Origin of the sequence: Mesorhizobium sp. M0077 (assembly GCF_040322955.1) — a bacterium.
Lineage (GTDB): Bacteria > Pseudomonadota > Alphaproteobacteria > Rhizobiales > Rhizobiaceae > Mesorhizobium.
Genome location: NZ_JAMYUL010000002.1, coordinates 150,212 through 165,585, shown reverse-complemented (window position 1 = coordinate 165,585; position 15,374 = coordinate 150,212). Strand labels below are relative to the sequence as shown.

Sequence of the window (15,374 nt, the reverse complement as noted above, 5' to 3'; positions counted from 1 at the left end):
AATATCGCAGGTTCGCGCTGACCCTCATTGCGCTGCCGGGCATTTCTCCCCGTATAGTGACGGGAGAAAGAACGCCGCCGCCAATGATTTCGCCAATTGTCACCGTCGCAGTATGGGCGGCGAGGCTGATGCCATCCCCCTTCTCCCCGTCGCTATACGGGAGAAGGTGCCGGCCGGCGGATGAGGGGCAGCGCAGACCGACGATTTTGCACAAAGAAAAGGCGGGAACTTCCCGCCTTGTCTGTGGTGTCGCCTCAATCAGTGCAAACGGCCGCTCGCATGGGCCAGCATGGTGTAGACCTTGCCGGTGTCCGACGTCAGGTAGGTCTGCGCCATGATGTTGTCGCGGTCGTTGCGCGAGACGTCCTTGAGCAGCTTCTCGAAATCGTCGCAGTAGCGGTCGACGGCGGCGCGGAACTCCGCCTCGGCCTGATATTTGCGGCGGATTTCGTCAAAGGTCTGCTGGCCCTTGAGCGTGTAGAGGCGGCGCGTGAACACGTCACGCTCGCCGCGCCGGTAGCGGTTCCACAGCTCGATCGAGGCGTCGTGGTCGATCGCCCGGGCAATATCGACCGAGAGCGAGTTGAGCGACTCCATGACATGCAGCGGCGAGCGCTGGGCGGGAGTTGCGCGCGGTGCTTCCGCGGGCGCAGCCGGCCTGGCGACTTCCTCCTCGCGCGATGCCCCGGTCAGGAGATCGCGCACCCAGCCGCCTTGCGGCGTGCGGGCGTTGGCGTCGCGCTGGCGCGGTGCTTCGGCGGGGCGTTCGATATCGAGCGTGCCACGCAGGCCGCCCAGCGGCGCCTGCGGAGCAGGGCGTTCCGGCTGTGGCGCCGGCGGCGGGCGGCGTACCGGCTCGGCCGGGCGCTGCACTGGCGCCTGCGGCGCCGGGCGCAGGGCGCGCGGTTCGGCATTGTCGCCGCCGCGTCCCGATTTCGCAACGATATCCGAAAGTTCCTTGAGCGCGTTGATCTGCTCGGCAACGGCACGGCGGATCGCCGAGGTCGATTCCTTGGCCTCTTCCGGCATCTCGATGACGCCCTTCTTGAGCTCGGCGCGGGTGAGGTCGAGCTCGCTCTTGATCGAGCTTGCGGTGCGCCGCATCTCCTCGGTCGCATCGGCGAACCGGCTGGTTGCCGAATCGACCACTTCCGTTATGGCGATGCGGATCTTGTCGGCTGATGCCAGCGTCTTGCCTTCGGCATTCTGCATCGTCTGGCCGACAAGGTTTTCGAACGAACGCATCACCTTCTCGAGGTCTTCCGACTTCTTGACAAGGCCGACGGCGAGATCTTCGAGCGACGATTGCCGCTCAAGCGTGTGCTCCAGATTGCTCTGCGCCGAGCTCAACAGATCCGAAGCCGAGGACAGCAAGCGGCTGTGCTCGTCGAACTTGGTGGCGATCGAGGCCACTTCGCGCAGGGTCGACGACGACAGTTCGGTAAGCCGCGTCGTGTTCGAATCGACCAGGCGTGCCGAGCTGGCGAAGGTCTGCGCGGCCTTTTCGGTGGTTGCCGCGAAGCTTTGCGTGCTGCCGCTCAGACGTTCGTCAACCTGGCCGAGGTTGATCGCCGCCTGTTCGATCAGCTCACCAAGCTGCGAGCTGGAGACGCTCATGCGGCCGATGAGGTCGGCGACGCTATCGGCGAGCGACGAGCGCGCGCCTTCGACGGCCGACAGCGTTTCGGCGGTGCGGCTGGCGAGCGCGTTGACGAGGGCGGCATTTTCGCTGCGCAGCTTCTCGGTCGCGCGTTCGGTGACCTCTTCCATGCTCTTTTGCAGTTCCGAGCCGCCCTGGGCGAAGCGCTCGACCAGCGGCCGCGCGGTTTCGTCCAGGATCTTCGCCATCTCGGCCGAACGCGCCGCCAGCATCGTGTTGAGCTCGCGGGTATTGGTGCCGATGGTCTTGGCAGCGTCGTTGGTGCTCTGGCCGATGTGCTGGCCGACTGCGGTAAAAGTCTCCGCAATCGTGTTGGCGCGCGAGATCAGCTGAGCTTCTGCGCTGGAAACCTGCTCGTTGAGCTTCTGGCCCATCGTCTCCGTCGTATAAAGAAGGCGGTTCTCGACGCTGGCGACCTGTTCCTCGACGCGCGAAGCTGCGGACGCAACGCTCGCGGCCAGCCGCTCGTCGGCGCCGGCAAGAGCCTGCTCCATCTCGCGGGCGTGGACGGCAAGTTCTTGGCCGGTCTGGCGTGCGCGTTCGGCAACGCGCTGCTCGGTGCTGGCGAAGGCACCGACGATGTTGTCGGCATGCTCGCCGATCGTCGACGTGGAGTCGGCGATGCGCGACACCAGGCGGTGATCGGCCTCGTCGAAGATGCGGCTGATCTCGGTGGCGCGTGCCGACAGCGCGTCCGAACCCTCGGCAATGCGCGAGATCAGCTGCTGGTCGGCGGCGTCGAAGATGCGGCCAAGGTCCGAGGCGCGGGCGGCCAGCGCTTCGGCGGATTCGCCGATGCGCATGCTCAGCCGCTGGTCGGCGCCCTCGAAGTTACGCAGGATGTCGCCGGCGCGGTCGGCCAGCGACTGCGCCGTCTCCACCGCGCGCGCGACCAGCTTCTGGTCGGCGGCGTCGAACGTGCCGGCGATCTCGCCGGCGCGGGCAGCCAGCCGTCCGGCCGTTTCTTCGGCGCGGGCGAGCAGCGAGTTCGACGTCTCGTCATGTCGGGCAAGCAGCACGCTCGTTGTGTCTTCGGCGCGAGCAAGCAAGGCATTCGTCGTATCCTCGGCGCGAGCAAGCAGGGCGCTCGATGTGTCCTCGGCACGTGCGTGCAGACGGCGATCCGCGTCCTCGAAGGTGCGGGCGATGTCCTCGGCCCGGGCCAAAAGGGCGGCCGAGGTCTGCTCGGCACGCTCGGCGATCTTGCGGTCTGCGTCGCTGAAGGCAGCACCGGCCTGTTCGTGCAGCGCGCTGGTGACTTCCATGACCTTCTCGCGGAGCGCGCCGGCAACGAAGACGGCGCTCTTTTCAAGCACGCTGCGGACATTGTCGACACCCACCGACAACGCGCGCTCCATGGTTCCGGCGCGCTCTTCGATGATGCCGGTCTGCTTGCTGAAGGCCTGCTCGATCTTCTCGACATCGGCAGCGATTGCCGCCGAGATATCGGTGCTTCTGCCGGCAATCTGGTCGATATGGCCCGACAGCGAGCGGTCGACATCCTTACGTATGTCGGCGAGCTTTGCCAGATCGTCTTCCAGCGCCTGGGTCAACATGTTGCGGCCTTCGGCCAACTTGCCGACATGGCCGGCGATGATGTCGTCGACCTCACCGCGGCTTGCCGACAGCTTCTGCAGGTCGGCTTCCAGCGCACGTTTCAGGATGTCTCGGCCCTCGGCCAGCTTCTCGACCTGGCCTGCGACCAGTCCGTCGATGCTCGACCGGCTCTCGGCCAGCTTGGCGAGGTCGTCCTCGAGAGCCTTCGACAGCGTCGCGCGATCCCGGACGAGCTTGTCGCTGTGACCCTCGATCAGGCTGTTGACATTTTCCAAATCCGCTTCCAGCACCCGTGCGAACTCGCCACGGTTTTCGCTCAGCTTCTGCGACTGGTCGGCAATGGCGCTCCTGATCGCATTGAGATCGGCTTCGAGCGCCCGTGTGAGGATGTCTCGGCCCTCGGCGAGCTTCTCGACCTGTCCGGCGACCAGCCCATCGATGTTGGAGCGGCTCTCCGCCAGCTTGGCGATGTCGTCTTCCAGTGCCTTTGAGAGCGCCGAACGGTCCTGGACGAGCCTGTTTTGATGATCGGCCATGATGCCGCTGACATTGTGCAAATCGTCCTGAAGCGCCTGGGATAGCGTCGAACGATCCTGGACAAGCCGGCTCGAGTGGTCGGTGATCAGGCTGTTCACATTCTGAAGGTCATCCTTAAGCGCCTGGGATAGCGTCGAACGATCCTGAACAAGCCGGTTCGAGTGGTCGGCGATCAGGCTGTTCACATTCTGCAGATCGGCCTCCAGTGCCTTGGAAAGCTGACCGCGCTCTTCCGCCACCTTGTCGGAATGACCCGCGATGGCGCCCTTGATGGTGTTGAGGTCGGCTTCGAGCGCGCGCTTGAGGATATCGCGGCCCTCGGCCAGCTTCTCGACCTGGCCGGCGACCAGCCCGTCGATGCTCGACCGGCTCTCGGCGAGCTTGGCGAGGTCGGCCTCGAGCGTCTGTGACAACAGGCCACGATCGTCGGCAAGCCGGCTCGAATGGTCGGAGAGCAGGCCTCTGATGCCGGACAGGTCGTTCTCCAGCGCCTTGCTGAGTTCGGTGCGATCCTCGGCCAGTTTCGCAGAGTGGTTCTCGATCACGCCCTTGATGCCGATAATGTCGTTTTCGAGCGCCTTGGTCAGGATGGCGCGGCCTTCGGCGATCTTTTCAACCTGGCCGGCGACCAGCCCGTCAATCGAGGCGCGGCTGTCGGCGAGCTTGCCGAGATCGGCTTCCAGGGCGCGCGACAGAATGTTGCGGCCTTCGGCCAGCTTACCGACATGCCCGGCGACCATTTCGTCAATGATCGTACGGGCTTGCACAAGTTTTCCGGAGTCTTCATGCAAAGCCTGGTTGAGCCGGTTGCGGCCTTCTTCAAGCCGCTCGAGATGGCTGCCCAGCGACGCGTCGATGGCGGCGCGCGACTCGTTGACCTTGCGCAGATCCTCTTCCAGGGCGCGCGAGATCAGGTTGCGGCCTTCGGCCAGCTTCTGCACCTGGTTCGTTACGGCCGCATCGATGCCGGCGCGGCCCTCGGCGAACTTCGCCAGGTCCGCCTGCATGGCAGCCGCCATGCGTTCGCGGCTTTCGGACAGCTTGCGGCTGTGGTTTTCGACGGCGTCCTCGATGCCGACACGGGCATCGGCAAGACGCTGGATGTCGGTGTCGAATGAGCGCGACACGACATGGCGGGCGGCTTCCATCCGGCCGGCGAAATCGCTGGCGCGGGCTTCGAGCATCGACGAGGTCGACGAGACGATGTCGGCCATGTCGGCGCCGATCTGGGTCTTGCCCTGATCGATCATGGCCGACAAATGATCCTTGCTCTCGGCAAAGGTGTGGGCGATCTCGCGGGCGCGCTCGACCAGCGTTTCGTTGATCTGGCGGGCGCGCGCCTCGAGCGCGGCGTTGAGCTTCTGCGTGCCGGTATCGAGTGCTTCGGCGCGGGTCTGGAATTCGCTGATCAGCGCCTGGCCGCGCTCGGCCAGCGTCCGCTCGATGCCGTTCAGGCTGGACTCGAATTCCGAGCTCAGGGTGCGGGCGGCGCCGCCGAGCAGCGACACCATACCGGTGGTGCGGTCGTCGAGCAGGTCGGTCAGCGACCGGGTCAGGCCGTCTGTGGTGTCCGTCAGCTTGGCGATGCGGGTGTCGAGCAGCGAAGCAAAGGCTTCGCCCGATGTCGACAGCCTGTCGGTGATCGAATCCAGCCGGGTTTCGACGGAATCGAAGATCGACATCGAGCTTTCATTGATGCGGTCGATCAGCGTGTCGCCGGAATTCGTGATCGTCATCGACAGCTTGGTCGACGCGTTGAGGATAGAGTCGCGAATAATGTCGGAGGCCGCGCCGATCTCGTCCTTCAGCGTTTCATGCGCGCCGGTGATCGAGGCGCGCACGCGCTCGGCATGAGTGACGACGGCTTCGCGCTCGCTGCCCAGCCCGTCGACCAGCGACCGGATGCGCGATTCATTCTCCGAATAGGAGCGTTCGATCTGGTTGACCTCGCTGTGGACCAGCGTTTCGAGTTCGACGGCGCGCGCCAGCGTGCGCTCGATGCCTTCGCCCATCGCCGCCACTTCACGGCGAACGGCCTGGCCGATCATCATCACGCGATCCTGGGCGAGGTTTTCCGGCTCCGCCAGACGGAAAGCCACTTCCGTCATCGACTGCGCGGCAATGCGCATTTCCTGCGCGCGGCGGATCATCGCCGCGAAGGCCCAAAACAGGACGACCGGTATGATTGCCGCGATCGCCAGGCCGATCAGTTCAGGGCGGGCCAGGATTTGATCGAATGTACGAATTTTCCAGATGCTGGGGCCAAACAGCAGATTGGCAAGGCCGCCGGCGCCGGCGATCCAGGCCAGCGACACGAACGCCACGACCCAATAGATCGTGCTCGACGCGCGCCGGTTGAGGCTGTGCAGCAGCGTCTTGTAATCTTTTTGGCGGTCATCGTTTGCCGGCTTGAAGCCGGCTGGCTGGGCGCTGTTGCGCGATTCGACCGGGCGCAGCTCGGCGGGCTTGGCTGCCGGCTTCGCACTCTGGTTTTGTTGGACGGACGCGTTTTGAGCGGGAGCGGGCTTCTGGGGGCGGCCTTCGCGCGCCAGTTCGTCCGCGGCCTGCGATATCTGCGCTTCCAGATCTTCCATCGACGCCGCGATATCGAGATCGCCGCTGCCGTCTCCGCTGAGATCGAGGTCTAGCGCCTTTTCGAGTTCCCTGGCTACGTCGCTGTCGAGAGTTCTGGTCGTCGTTGGTTTCTTCGCCATGCCTTCGCTACCCTGTACTAGCTGCCGAGGGACTTCTTATTTTTGCCTGATTCTGGCTCGTCTTATCCCACGCAGGAGGCTGAAAATGGACCTTCGTATCGTAATGACACACAGGGGTAAAGAAAACATGCATTCCGCGAGATACGTAAAACTTTAAATATAAGGTTAACGACAACGTGATCTAACCGCCTCAGCGGCAACAATTTTCCAGCCCATTCATTAACGCGTTGGCGACGGAAATCGCCTAGTTTTTTCGGCGATCGGCACAAGGAGTTTCAAATTGGTACGCGGTGAAAGCGGCATTGCCTTCTCAATGCCGGGCGGCGATGCGTCGGGACCGGCCCGTTCGCGCCCAGTGGATCTGGCCCATCTGGCCCGTCAGACAATGGGCGATCGCGCCCTCGAACAGGAGGTATTGGCACTGTTCGTACAGCAGGCGCTTTCCGTCCGGGACAGAATAGTCGATGCCGACATCAGGGAGCGACTGCTTCTGGCGCATGGGCTGAAAGGTTCGGCGCGCGGGGTCGGCGCCTTCGCCATCGCCGACTGCGCCACCTCGATCGAACAGCAGCCGGAAGATGCGCGCATCCTCAAGCGCCTCGGCACCCTGATCGAGGAAGTGCGCGATTTCATCGCCGCCATCAGCCGGTAATGGCTGCCGCTCGGCAGCGGCCACCGGGATGAATCGACGGGGCCAGGGCGTGCTTTGGCCAGCTTTCCGAAAAAACGTCACAAAGCGGCGCTTTCGCGCCGCAGTTGACTTGTCCGGTGGAGTGATTATCTCGGCTGGGACTCCCTTCAGGTGATAAATGACCAAGCTGACCTTCATTGCCCATGACGGCACTCCTTTCGATGTCGAGGCCGAAAACGGCTCGACCGTCATGGAGAATGCGATCCGCAACGCGGTGCCGGGCATCGAGGCAGAATGCGGCGGCGCCTGCGCCTGCGCGACCTGCCATGTCTATGTCGACGAAGCCTGGACGGCCGAGGTCGGCGAGCCGGAGGCGATGGAAGAGGACATGCTGGACTTCGCCTATGACGTCCAGCCGAACTCGCGGCTGTCCTGCCAGATCAAGGTGCGCGACGCGCTTGACGGCCTGGTCGTGCGCGTGCCGGCTCGCCAGGGTTGATCTCCCGTACCATCTGATTTTTCCCGCCGCCGCTTGGCAGCGGGCCAATGCTCATGCAGTCTCGCGCCAGTTTCGCCCCAGTTTGACAATGAGGCTCGCCTGGCATGACCGATATAATCAAGACGGACGCACTCATTGTCGGGGCGGGGCCGGTCGGCCTGTTCGCCGTGTTCGAACTCGGCCTCTTCGACATGAAGTGCCATCTGATCGATATCCTCGACCGGCCCGGCGGCCAATGCGCCGAACTCTATCCGGAAAAGCCGATCTACGACATTCCAGGCTGGCCCTCGATCTCGGCGCAAGGGCTGGTCGACAAACTGCTCGAGCAAATTCACCCGTTCAAGCCGGATTTTACCTTCAACCGCATGGTCTCCAGCCTGGAAAAGCTGGACGACGGCTCATTTCGGGTCACCACCGACGAGAACGAGGTGTTCGAAGCCAAGGTGGTGGTGATCGCCGCCGGTGGCGGCTCGTTCCAGCCCAAACGGCCGCCCATTCCCGGCATCGAGGCCTATGAGGGCAGGAGCGTCTTCTATTCGGTGCGCCGTATGGAGGAATTCCGCGGCCACGACCTCGTCATCGTCGGCGGCGGCGATTCCGCACTCGACTGGACGCTGAATCTGCAGCCGGTGGCAAAAAGCGTCACGCTGGTCCATCGCCGGCCGGAATTCAGGGCGGCGCCCGACAGCGTCAACAAGATGTATGCCATGCAGGAGATGAAGCAGCTGGAGTTCCGGGTCGGCCAGGTGAGCGGCCTGACCGGCGCCGACGGCGAGCTGGCCTCTGCTACCATCAAGGGCGGGCCTGACGGCGACATCGAGGTGCCGTGCACGCGCATGCTGCCGTTCTTCGGCCTGACCATGAAGCTCGGCCCGATCGCCGAATGGGGGCTCAACCTTCATGAGAACCTCATCCCGGTCGATACCGAGAAATTCCAGACTTCGGTGCCAGGCATCTTTGCCGTCGGCGACATCAACTGGTACCCAGGCAAGCTGAAGCTGATCCTGTCGGGTTTTCACGAGGTGGCGCTGATGGCGCAGGCCGCCAAGCGCATCATCAGCCCCGGCGAACGTATCGTCTTCCAGTACACGACGTCGTCGACCAGCCTGCAGAAGAAGCTCGGCGTCGTGGAGTAGGTCCTACAGGGCTTTCCGGATCACTCCACCAGAACGACCGGCGCCTCGGCGTCGTCGCGGCCGCGCAGTGACTTCTCCGGCATCAGCGCCAGCGTGATCAGCGCCAGCACGAGCGTGACGGCCGCGGCAAGGAAGATCATCATGAAGGGCGTCGCCGAGACGATCTGTCCGGCAGCCGGCGCGCCTTCGCCGGCAAGCGGCAGGCCATAGCCGAGCGCGACGGCGCCGAGCATGGCGACGCCGAGCGCGCTGCCCAGCGAACGCAGGAAGGTCAGCACGCCGGTGGCAACGCCGAGATGCGCGCGGTCGACGGCGTTCTGCACCGATACGGTGGCGACCGGGAAGGTGGTGCCGCTTCCAAGGCCGATGCAGATGGTCAAGAGCTCGACCACCAGCAGCGAGGCGCGGCCGGCGACCAGGCTGAGCACGCCAAGGCAGATAATGGCGAAGAGAACGCCGACCATGGCTATACGCTTGTAGTGGAAGAAGCGCGGTATCGTGCGGCCGCTGAAGGTCGCGCCGGCGACCGTTCCGAGCAGCAGGCCGAGCATGGCAAGGCCCGACTGGCTGACCGACAGGCCGATGATCGACTGCAGATAGACCGGCAGATACACCGACAGGCCGATATTGGCGGCCTGCAGCAGGAACATCGACGCCGTGCCGGCAAGCACGATCGGATTGCTCAGCACTTCAAGCGAAATCAGCGGCTCGGCCGCACGCATCAGCCTGAGCGCGAACGCAGCCCAGAAGACCGCCGAACAGGCGAGCAGGCCGACGATCTCGCGCGAGCCCCATGGATAGGCGCTGCCGCCCCAATTGAGGGCCAAAAGCAGCAATGCCGTCGCCACCACCAGAAGCAGCGCGCCCAGGGCGTCGATGCGATGCCGCTTTGCGGCGACCGGCAGTTTGCGCAACGGCTTGTTGATGATGGCCATGGCCAAGATGCCGAGCGGGATATTGATCCAGAAGATCAGCGACCAATGCAGATGTTCGGCAAAACCGCCGCCGAGCAGAGGTCCGGCGATGCTGGCGACCGCCCAGGTGCCCGAAATCCACGCGGCATAGCGCGCCCGTTCGCGCGGCGGCACAAGATCGCCGATGACGATCTGCGCCAGGGCGAACAGGCCACCTCCGCCCGCACCCTGGATCGCCCGGCCGATGACCAGCACGAACATGTTGGGGGCCATGGCGCTGACCAGCGATCCCAGAAGGAAGATCAGGATCGCCGCATAGACGGTCGGCCGGCGGCCGTAGACGTCGGAAATCTTGCCGTAGAGCGGCGCCATGGCCGTCGCCGTCAGGAGATATCCGGTCACGATCCACGGCAGGTAGTCGGCGTGGCCGAGCGAACGGCCGATGGTCGGCATGGCCGGCGCGACGATGGTCTGGTCGAGCGCCGCCAGCAGCATCGACAAAAGGATGCCGGCGATGATGACGTTCTTCTCGCTTTCCGTAAGCGGCGCGGCGGGCGCCACCCTAGCCGGCTTGTCGACAGCTTGGTCCATATCAGTTCATCCATAAAGTTTGAGAGCGATTGCGCGGCGCCAAATGGCCGCTCCGCTACGCGCCGCCTCAATTGGTCTTGATCTGGTGTTTCGAAGCTCGCGCCTTGCCAGCCTGACATATCTTGCGAGCCTGACATATGTCGTCCCGTATAGGCCGATTTCGACCTATGCCCGAAAATTTTCTGGGGCTGGCCTCATGTTTTGGCAGAATTGGCTTGGTATCGCCGTGTTTCAGCCGGGCGGAAGCTGGCCGTTCTCGACGCGCTGCATGCGGTAGCGCAGCAGCCGCAGGATGCGGCTTTCGAAATTCACGCCTTCCACGCGGTCGAAGCGCAATTGGTCCTGGTCATGCCTGGCGAGTTCGGCCGCGGTGATCTGCGCCGCCTTCGCCTTTGCCCCGGCGCAGGTCTTTTGCGCAAAGCTCGCGTTCAGCGCGTCTTCGAGCAGACGGCCGTGGTTCTTGGCGATCTCGACATGACGCTCCTCATGGCGCTTGATGTCGGCCGACAGGGTGTCCCAGAACAGCCTGACATCGGGATCGGCCTTGCGCGGCCTGCGCCACTCCGGAAGGATGACCTTGACCTTGACGGTAACGGCGGCCTTGGCGATGCGGCAGGTGTCTGCGGTTTGCGCGTAGCTGATGCGGGTGGTGAACGCCATCTGGGTGGCGCCTGGATGCCGCATCCCGGTGCTTTTCACCTCGGGTCCATGCTTCGACAATTGCGTCTCGATGTCATCGAGCGTGCTGCCGCCGATGGCAAAATAGCTGTAAGTCTTCACCAGATTGGCAGCATTCGCCGGCAGGACGGTCAAAGCCAGCATCAGGGCGCAGAGCAGGGGTCGTTTCATCATGTTGCCTCTTCACTCACCTTGCTTTACGGCCGTTGCCGGCGCAACGGAATTGATCTTCCACCGATCACGCATCGTTGATGGATTGCAAGCGCTCGATGAGCCACATGCCAATGAGCCACATGCCAATGAGACACATGGTTGAAGGACAATGACGACAAGGCGATGGCAACTGGCGCATAAGTGCCATCTCGACCTTGGCGAGAAAGCCATTGTGGTCGGCATTCTCAACGTCACGCCGGACAGTTTTTCGGATGGCGGACTGTTCATCACGCCTGACCAGGCGGTGGCGCAGGCGCACCGCATGGTGGAAGAAGGCGCCGCCGTCGTCGATATCGGCGGGGAATCGACGCGCCCCGGCGCCTCGCCCGTGACGCCTGAAGAAGAGCAGACCCGCATCCTGCCGGTGATCGCAGCACTCGCCGGTTCAGGCGAAGCCCTGATTTCGGTCGACACCTATCGCGAGGAAACCGCGCGCCTCGCCGTCGCCGCTGGCGCGCATATCGTCAACGATGTCTGGGGCTTGCAGCGTGAACCCGGCATCGCCCGCGTCGCCGCCGAGACCGGCGCCGGACTGGTCATCATGCATACCGGGCGCGAGCGGCAAAAACTGCCCGACGTCATCGCCGACCAGTTTTTGTTCCTCAAGGCTTCGCTGGAAATCGCCAGGCGCAGCGGCGTTGCGGACGATCATATCGTACTCGATGCCGGCTTCGGCTTCGCCAAGGAGACGGCTGAGGAAAACCTCGACCTGATGGCGCGGTTTTTCGAGCTTAAGGAGCTCGGTTTTCCCTTGATGGCCGGCACCTCCAGAAAACGCTTCATCGGCACCGTCACCGGCCGCGAAGCCGGCGCGCGCGCCGCCGGGACGGCAGCCACCAGTGTCATTCTGAGGCTGAAGGGCGCCGATCTGTTTCGCGTCCACGATGTCGCAATCAACGTGGACGCACTGGCGGTCGCCGATGCTATGCTGGCGCGCGAAAAGCCAGGACGCTGAGCCCAGGACAGTAAGAAATGTACGTCATCCGCATGAAGAACTGCGCCTTCTTTGCCCGGCACGGCGTGCTGGATGAGGAAGAGGCGCTTGGCCAGCGTTTTTATGTCGATGCCGAGTTGACGGTCGAGCCCAGCCGCCCGCTGGAGGATGATTCCATCGAGGATACCGTCAATTACGGCATCGCCTTCACGGTGATTGAAAAGATCGTCACTGGACATCGCCGTTTCCTGATCGAGGCGCTGGCGCTCGAAGTAGCGAAGGCGCTGACTTCACGGTTTCCGCAGATCAGGAAGGCCGAGATCACCGTGCGCAAGCCCAACGCACCGGTGCCCGGCGTGCTCGATTACGTCGAGGTGACCGTTGTCTGGCCAGAGTAGCAATAACACGGTCTATCTCAGCCTTGGCGGCAATCTCGGCGATCCCTCGGCCTCGATGGCCACGGCGCTGCGCCTGCTCGACGCCGACGAGAACACGCGTGTAATCGCCGTCTCCTCGCTCTATCGCACGCCGCCCTGGGGCAAGCTCGACCAGCCGGATTTCCTCAACGCCGCTGCCGAAATCTCGACCTCGCTGGCGCCAAGGGCGCTGCTCGACCTCTGCCTCGAGGCCGAGCGCAAGCTGAAGCGGGTGCGCGAGGAGCGCTGGGGTCCGCGCCTGATCGACATCGACATATTGGTGTTCGGCGACCGCACAATCCACCAAACCGGGCTGGAGGTGCCGCATCCCCGAATGGTGGAGCGCGCCTTCGTGCTGGCGCCCCTGGCCGAGATCGCGCCGGATCTGGCGGTGGGCGGCAGGAGCGTGACCGAGCGGCTCAGCGCCGTCGATACGTCAGGCATAGAGCGGCTGGCTTCCGGCCGCGATTGGTGGCTGGGTTAACCGGAGAAGCCGCCGCCATCGAGAAATGCCTGTTCGTCCGCCGTCGTCTCGCGGCCAAGCATCTTGTTCCTGTGCGGAAAGCGGCCGAAGCGCTGGATGATGTCGCGGTGCTCGATGGCGTATTTCACATACTCCGGCGCCCTGGCGGTGGTGAGCTCGACCGATCTGTCCTGGTCGGCGGGCAGTTCCGAATGTTCGTAGGGCAGGTACAGGAAGACGCGCAGGTTTTCTTCCAGCGAAAGGTCATGGCCGGCCGCAATCGCCTTGGCGGCAAAGTGCCGTGCCAGCGGATCGGTGGCGTACATATGGCCTGAGCCGCGAAAGCAGTTGCGCGGAAACTGGTCGAGCAGGATCATCAGCGCCAGCGAACCCTCGGCATGCTCCGACCATGCGTCGCACTCGCGCCGCGCGGCGGCAAAGTGCAGGTCGAGAAACCTGCTGCGGAAATCCGCGTCGAAGACGTCGTTCTTCTCGAACCACGCGTCTTCGCCGGCCTCGCGCCAGAATTTGGTGACGGCGAGCGCGCGCTCATCCGATGCGGTCATCAGCTTTCCCCCTGATCGGCGGGCTCGGGCTTGTGCAGCACGCCGGCCGTCTCTTCGTTCAGCGCCTGGCCGGGCCGGCGCGGTTGCGTCAGCGGCGTCGGGATCGGCGTGCCGGTATTGCCCCTGAGGAAACGTTGCCCGGCGCGGACGCCTTCGGCCAGCTGCGTCTCCAGTCGGGCATTGTCGCGCCGTCGCACATCCTCGATGACATCGGCGACATCTTCCGGCTCGACGCCCAAAACCTCGAGCGCGGAACCGCCGAAGACGAGGGCCGATTCGAAGGTCTCGCGCAGCTGGAAGTCGACCCCGGCGCGGATGAGCGACAGGGCGGTGCCGCGATCGAAGGCACGCGCCAGGACAGTCAGCAACGGGAACTCCGCCTTGATCAGTTCCGCCATGCGCACCGTGGCGTCCGGCTTGTCGACGCAGATCAGCACGGCGCGCGCGCGGCCTGCACCTGCGGCGCGCAGAATGTCGAGCCGCGTGCCGTCGCCATAGTAGACCTTGAAGCCGAAATCGGCGGCCGCCTGTATCATTTCGACATCATTGTCGATGATCGACACATCGATGCCGCGCAACAAAAGCGGCTGGCTCGCGATCTGGCCGAAACGGCCGAAGCCGATGACCAGTACGCTGCCGGTAAGGCCGTCGGCGATGTCGACGCCTTCAAGCGACTGCTCGTCGCGCGGCGTCAAATATTTGAGCGCAATGATGGCCAGCGGCGTCAGCACCATGGAGATGATGATGATAGCGGTCAGCGTTGCGTTGGCCCGGCTGTCGATGATGCCAACCGCCGCTGCGGCCGAATAGAGGACGAAGGCGAATTCGCCGCCTTGCGCCATGATCACGGCGCGTTCCAGCGCTTCACGATGACCGCTCTTCAGCATGCGGGCGACGAGGTAGATGCCGAGCGCATTCATCGCCATGTAGGCGACGACATAGACGGCGATCAGCCGCCAGTTGTCGGCCACCACATGCAGGTCGAGCGACATGCCGACGGCGAGGAAGAACAGGCCAAGCAGGATGCCGCGGAATGGCTCGACGTCGGCCTCCAGCTGGTGGCGGAAGGTCGATTCCGACAACAGCACGCCGGCCAGGAAGGCGCCCATCGCCATCGAGAGGCCGGAAAGCTGCATAACCAGCGCCGACCCCAGCACGACCAGAAGTGCTGCCGCCGTCATGACTTCGCGCGCCTTGGCGTCGGCCAGGATGCGGAAGAACGGATTGAGCAGATAGCGGCCGGCCACCACCAGCCCGACGATGGCGCCAAGACCGATGCCGATTTCGGTCAGCCTCTGCTGCAGGGTCATCTCGCTGCCGCCCGGCGCCAGGAAGGCGACCAGCGCCAGAAGCGGCACGATTGCCAGATCCTCGAGCAGCAGGATGGACACGATGCGCTGGCCCTTGGGGCTGGCCATCTCGCCACGCTCTTCCAGAAGCTGCATGACGATCGCCGTCGAGGTCAGGACAAAGCCGGCGCCGGCAACGAAGGATTGCGCGATCGGAAAGCCGCCGGCGAGACCAACACCGGTGAGCAGCAATGCGCAGACGCCGACCTGCAGCGCGCCGAGGCCGAAAATCTCGCGGCGCAGGCCCCATAGCCGCGACGGCTGCATCTCCAGCCCGATGATGAACAGGAACATGACCACGCCGAGTTCGGCGACATGCAGGATGGCTTCCGATTCGGAAAAAATGCCAATACCGAACGGGCCGATGACCACGCCCGCGGCGAGATAGCCGAGGATCGAGCCCAGCCCCATGCGTTTGAAGATCGGAACGGCGACGACGCCTGCGGCAAGCAGCGCCACCACCTGAATGAGATCGCTGCCCGATGCTTCCGCTGCCATGCCTCTTGTCCCTGTGTC

At 64.1% G+C, this 15,374-nt stretch carries 11 protein-coding genes; 6 read left to right on the top strand and 5 right to left on the bottom strand.

What is annotated here, in order from left to right; genetic code table 11:
• Nucleotides 1–258 precede the first annotated feature (258 nt).
• Nucleotides 259–6,468 (bottom strand): kinesin, encoded by a 6,210-nt coding sequence (locus NKJ57_RS04980; RefSeq protein ID WP_352512640.1) that lies wholly within the window; start codon nucleotides 6,466–6,468, stop codon nucleotides 259–261.
• 313 nt (nucleotides 6,469–6,781) lie between these two features.
• On the opposite strand from NKJ57_RS04980, the gene NKJ57_RS04975 reads away from it, so the two are divergent.
• The 3 genes from NKJ57_RS04975 to NKJ57_RS04965 all read left to right on the top strand — a co-directional run bounded on the left by NKJ57_RS04975 (nucleotide 6,782) and on the right by NKJ57_RS04965 (nucleotide 8,734).
• The gene (locus NKJ57_RS04975) at nucleotides 6,782–7,120 is read left to right on the top strand and encodes an Hpt domain-containing protein (protein WP_023700815.1); all 339 of its coding nucleotides are present in this window, start codon (nucleotides 6,782–6,784) and stop codon (nucleotides 7,118–7,120) included.
• Between the two features lie 157 nt (nucleotides 7,121–7,277).
• Nucleotides 7,278–7,598 (top strand): 2Fe-2S iron-sulfur cluster-binding protein, encoded by a 321-nt coding sequence (locus NKJ57_RS04970; protein ID WP_023707481.1) that lies wholly within the window; start codon nucleotides 7,278–7,280, stop codon nucleotides 7,596–7,598.
• Between the two features lie 104 nt (nucleotides 7,599–7,702).
• Nucleotides 7,703–8,734, top strand: a complete 1,032-nt coding sequence (locus NKJ57_RS04965) for an NAD(P)/FAD-dependent oxidoreductase (RefSeq protein WP_023715858.1) — start codon at nucleotides 7,703–7,705, stop codon at nucleotides 8,732–8,734.
• A 20-nt stretch (nucleotides 8,735–8,754) separates the two neighbouring features.
• Here the strand turns inward: NKJ57_RS04965 and NKJ57_RS04960 are convergent, their stop codons facing one another.
• Complete coding sequence (locus NKJ57_RS04960; protein WP_023715857.1) at nucleotides 8,755–10,239, bottom strand: MDR family MFS transporter; 1,485 nt, start codon at nucleotides 10,237–10,239, stop codon at nucleotides 8,755–8,757.
• A 231-nt stretch (nucleotides 10,240–10,470) separates the two neighbouring features.
• Complete coding sequence (locus NKJ57_RS04955) at nucleotides 10,471–11,091, bottom strand: DUF922 domain-containing Zn-dependent protease (RefSeq protein ID WP_023728091.1); 621 nt, start codon at nucleotides 11,089–11,091, stop codon at nucleotides 10,471–10,473.
• A gap of 148 nt (nucleotides 11,092–11,239) precedes the next feature.
• Between NKJ57_RS04955 and folP the strand changes: the two genes are divergently transcribed.
• The 3 genes from folP to folK are packed head-to-tail and all read left to right on the top strand — an operon-like array spanning nucleotide 11,240 to nucleotide 12,964.
• The gene (folP, locus tag NKJ57_RS04950; protein WP_352512639.1) at nucleotides 11,240–12,085 is read left to right on the top strand and encodes a dihydropteroate synthase; all 846 of its coding nucleotides are present in this window, start codon (nucleotides 11,240–11,242) and stop codon (nucleotides 12,083–12,085) included.
• A 17-nt stretch (nucleotides 12,086–12,102) separates the two neighbouring features.
• Nucleotides 12,103–12,462: a dihydroneopterin aldolase gene (gene folB / locus NKJ57_RS04945; RefSeq protein ID WP_023673502.1), complete on the top strand. Its 360-nt coding sequence runs from the start codon at nucleotides 12,103–12,105 to the stop codon at nucleotides 12,460–12,462.
• Nucleotides 12,446–12,964, top strand: coding sequence for a 2-amino-4-hydroxy-6-hydroxymethyldihydropteridine diphosphokinase (folK, locus tag NKJ57_RS04940; RefSeq protein WP_352512638.1), 519 nt, complete (start codon nucleotides 12,446–12,448; stop codon nucleotides 12,962–12,964). The genes folB and folK overlap by 17 nt, the downstream gene beginning before the upstream one ends.
• On the opposite strand, the gene NKJ57_RS04935 is transcribed toward folK, so the two are convergent.
• Both NKJ57_RS04935 and NKJ57_RS04930 read right to left on the bottom strand, forming a co-directional pair.
• Nucleotides 12,961–13,509, bottom strand: coding sequence for a DUF924 family protein (locus tag NKJ57_RS04935; RefSeq protein WP_023673500.1), 549 nt, complete (start codon nucleotides 13,507–13,509; stop codon nucleotides 12,961–12,963). The two genes, folK and NKJ57_RS04935, sit on opposite strands and share 4 nt — an antisense overlap.
• The gene (locus tag NKJ57_RS04930; protein WP_023742508.1) at nucleotides 13,509–15,356 is read right to left on the bottom strand and encodes a monovalent cation:proton antiporter-2 (CPA2) family protein; all 1,848 of its coding nucleotides are present in this window, start codon (nucleotides 15,354–15,356) and stop codon (nucleotides 13,509–13,511) included. Before NKJ57_RS04930 ends, NKJ57_RS04935 begins: the two co-directional genes overlap by 1 nt.
• Between the last annotated feature and the right edge of the window lie 18 nt (nucleotides 15,357–15,374).

Bases quoted from the DNA above. Each gene is read 5' to 3' on its own strand.
- NKJ57_RS04970 (WP_023707481.1), top strand. From the start codon at position 7,278: ATGACCAAGCTGACCTTCATTGCCCATGACGGCACTCCTTTCGATGTC.
- NKJ57_RS04960 (WP_023715857.1), bottom strand. From the start codon at position 10,239: ATGGACCAAGCTGTCGACAAGCCGGCTAGGGTGGCGCCCGCCGCGCCG.
- NKJ57_RS04980 (WP_352512640.1), bottom strand. From the start codon at position 6,468: ATGGCGAAGAAACCAACGACGACCAGAACTCTCGACAGCGACGTAGCC.
- NKJ57_RS04930 (WP_023742508.1), bottom strand. From the start codon at position 15,356: ATGGCAGCGGAAGCATCGGGCAGCGATCTCATTCAGGTGGTGGCGCTG.
- NKJ57_RS04975 (WP_023700815.1), top strand. From the start codon at position 6,782: ATGCCGGGCGGCGATGCGTCGGGACCGGCCCGTTCGCGCCCAGTGGAT.
- folP (WP_352512639.1), top strand. From the start codon at position 11,240: ATGACGACAAGGCGATGGCAACTGGCGCATAAGTGCCATCTCGACCTT.
- folB (WP_023673502.1), top strand. From the start codon at position 12,103: ATGTACGTCATCCGCATGAAGAACTGCGCCTTCTTTGCCCGGCACGGC.
- NKJ57_RS04965 (WP_023715858.1), top strand. From the start codon at position 7,703: ATGACCGATATAATCAAGACGGACGCACTCATTGTCGGGGCGGGGCCG.
- NKJ57_RS04935 (WP_023673500.1), bottom strand. From the start codon at position 13,509: ATGACCGCATCGGATGAGCGCGCGCTCGCCGTCACCAAATTCTGGCGC.
- NKJ57_RS04955 (WP_023728091.1), bottom strand. From the start codon at position 11,091: ATGATGAAACGACCCCTGCTCTGCGCCCTGATGCTGGCTTTGACCGTC.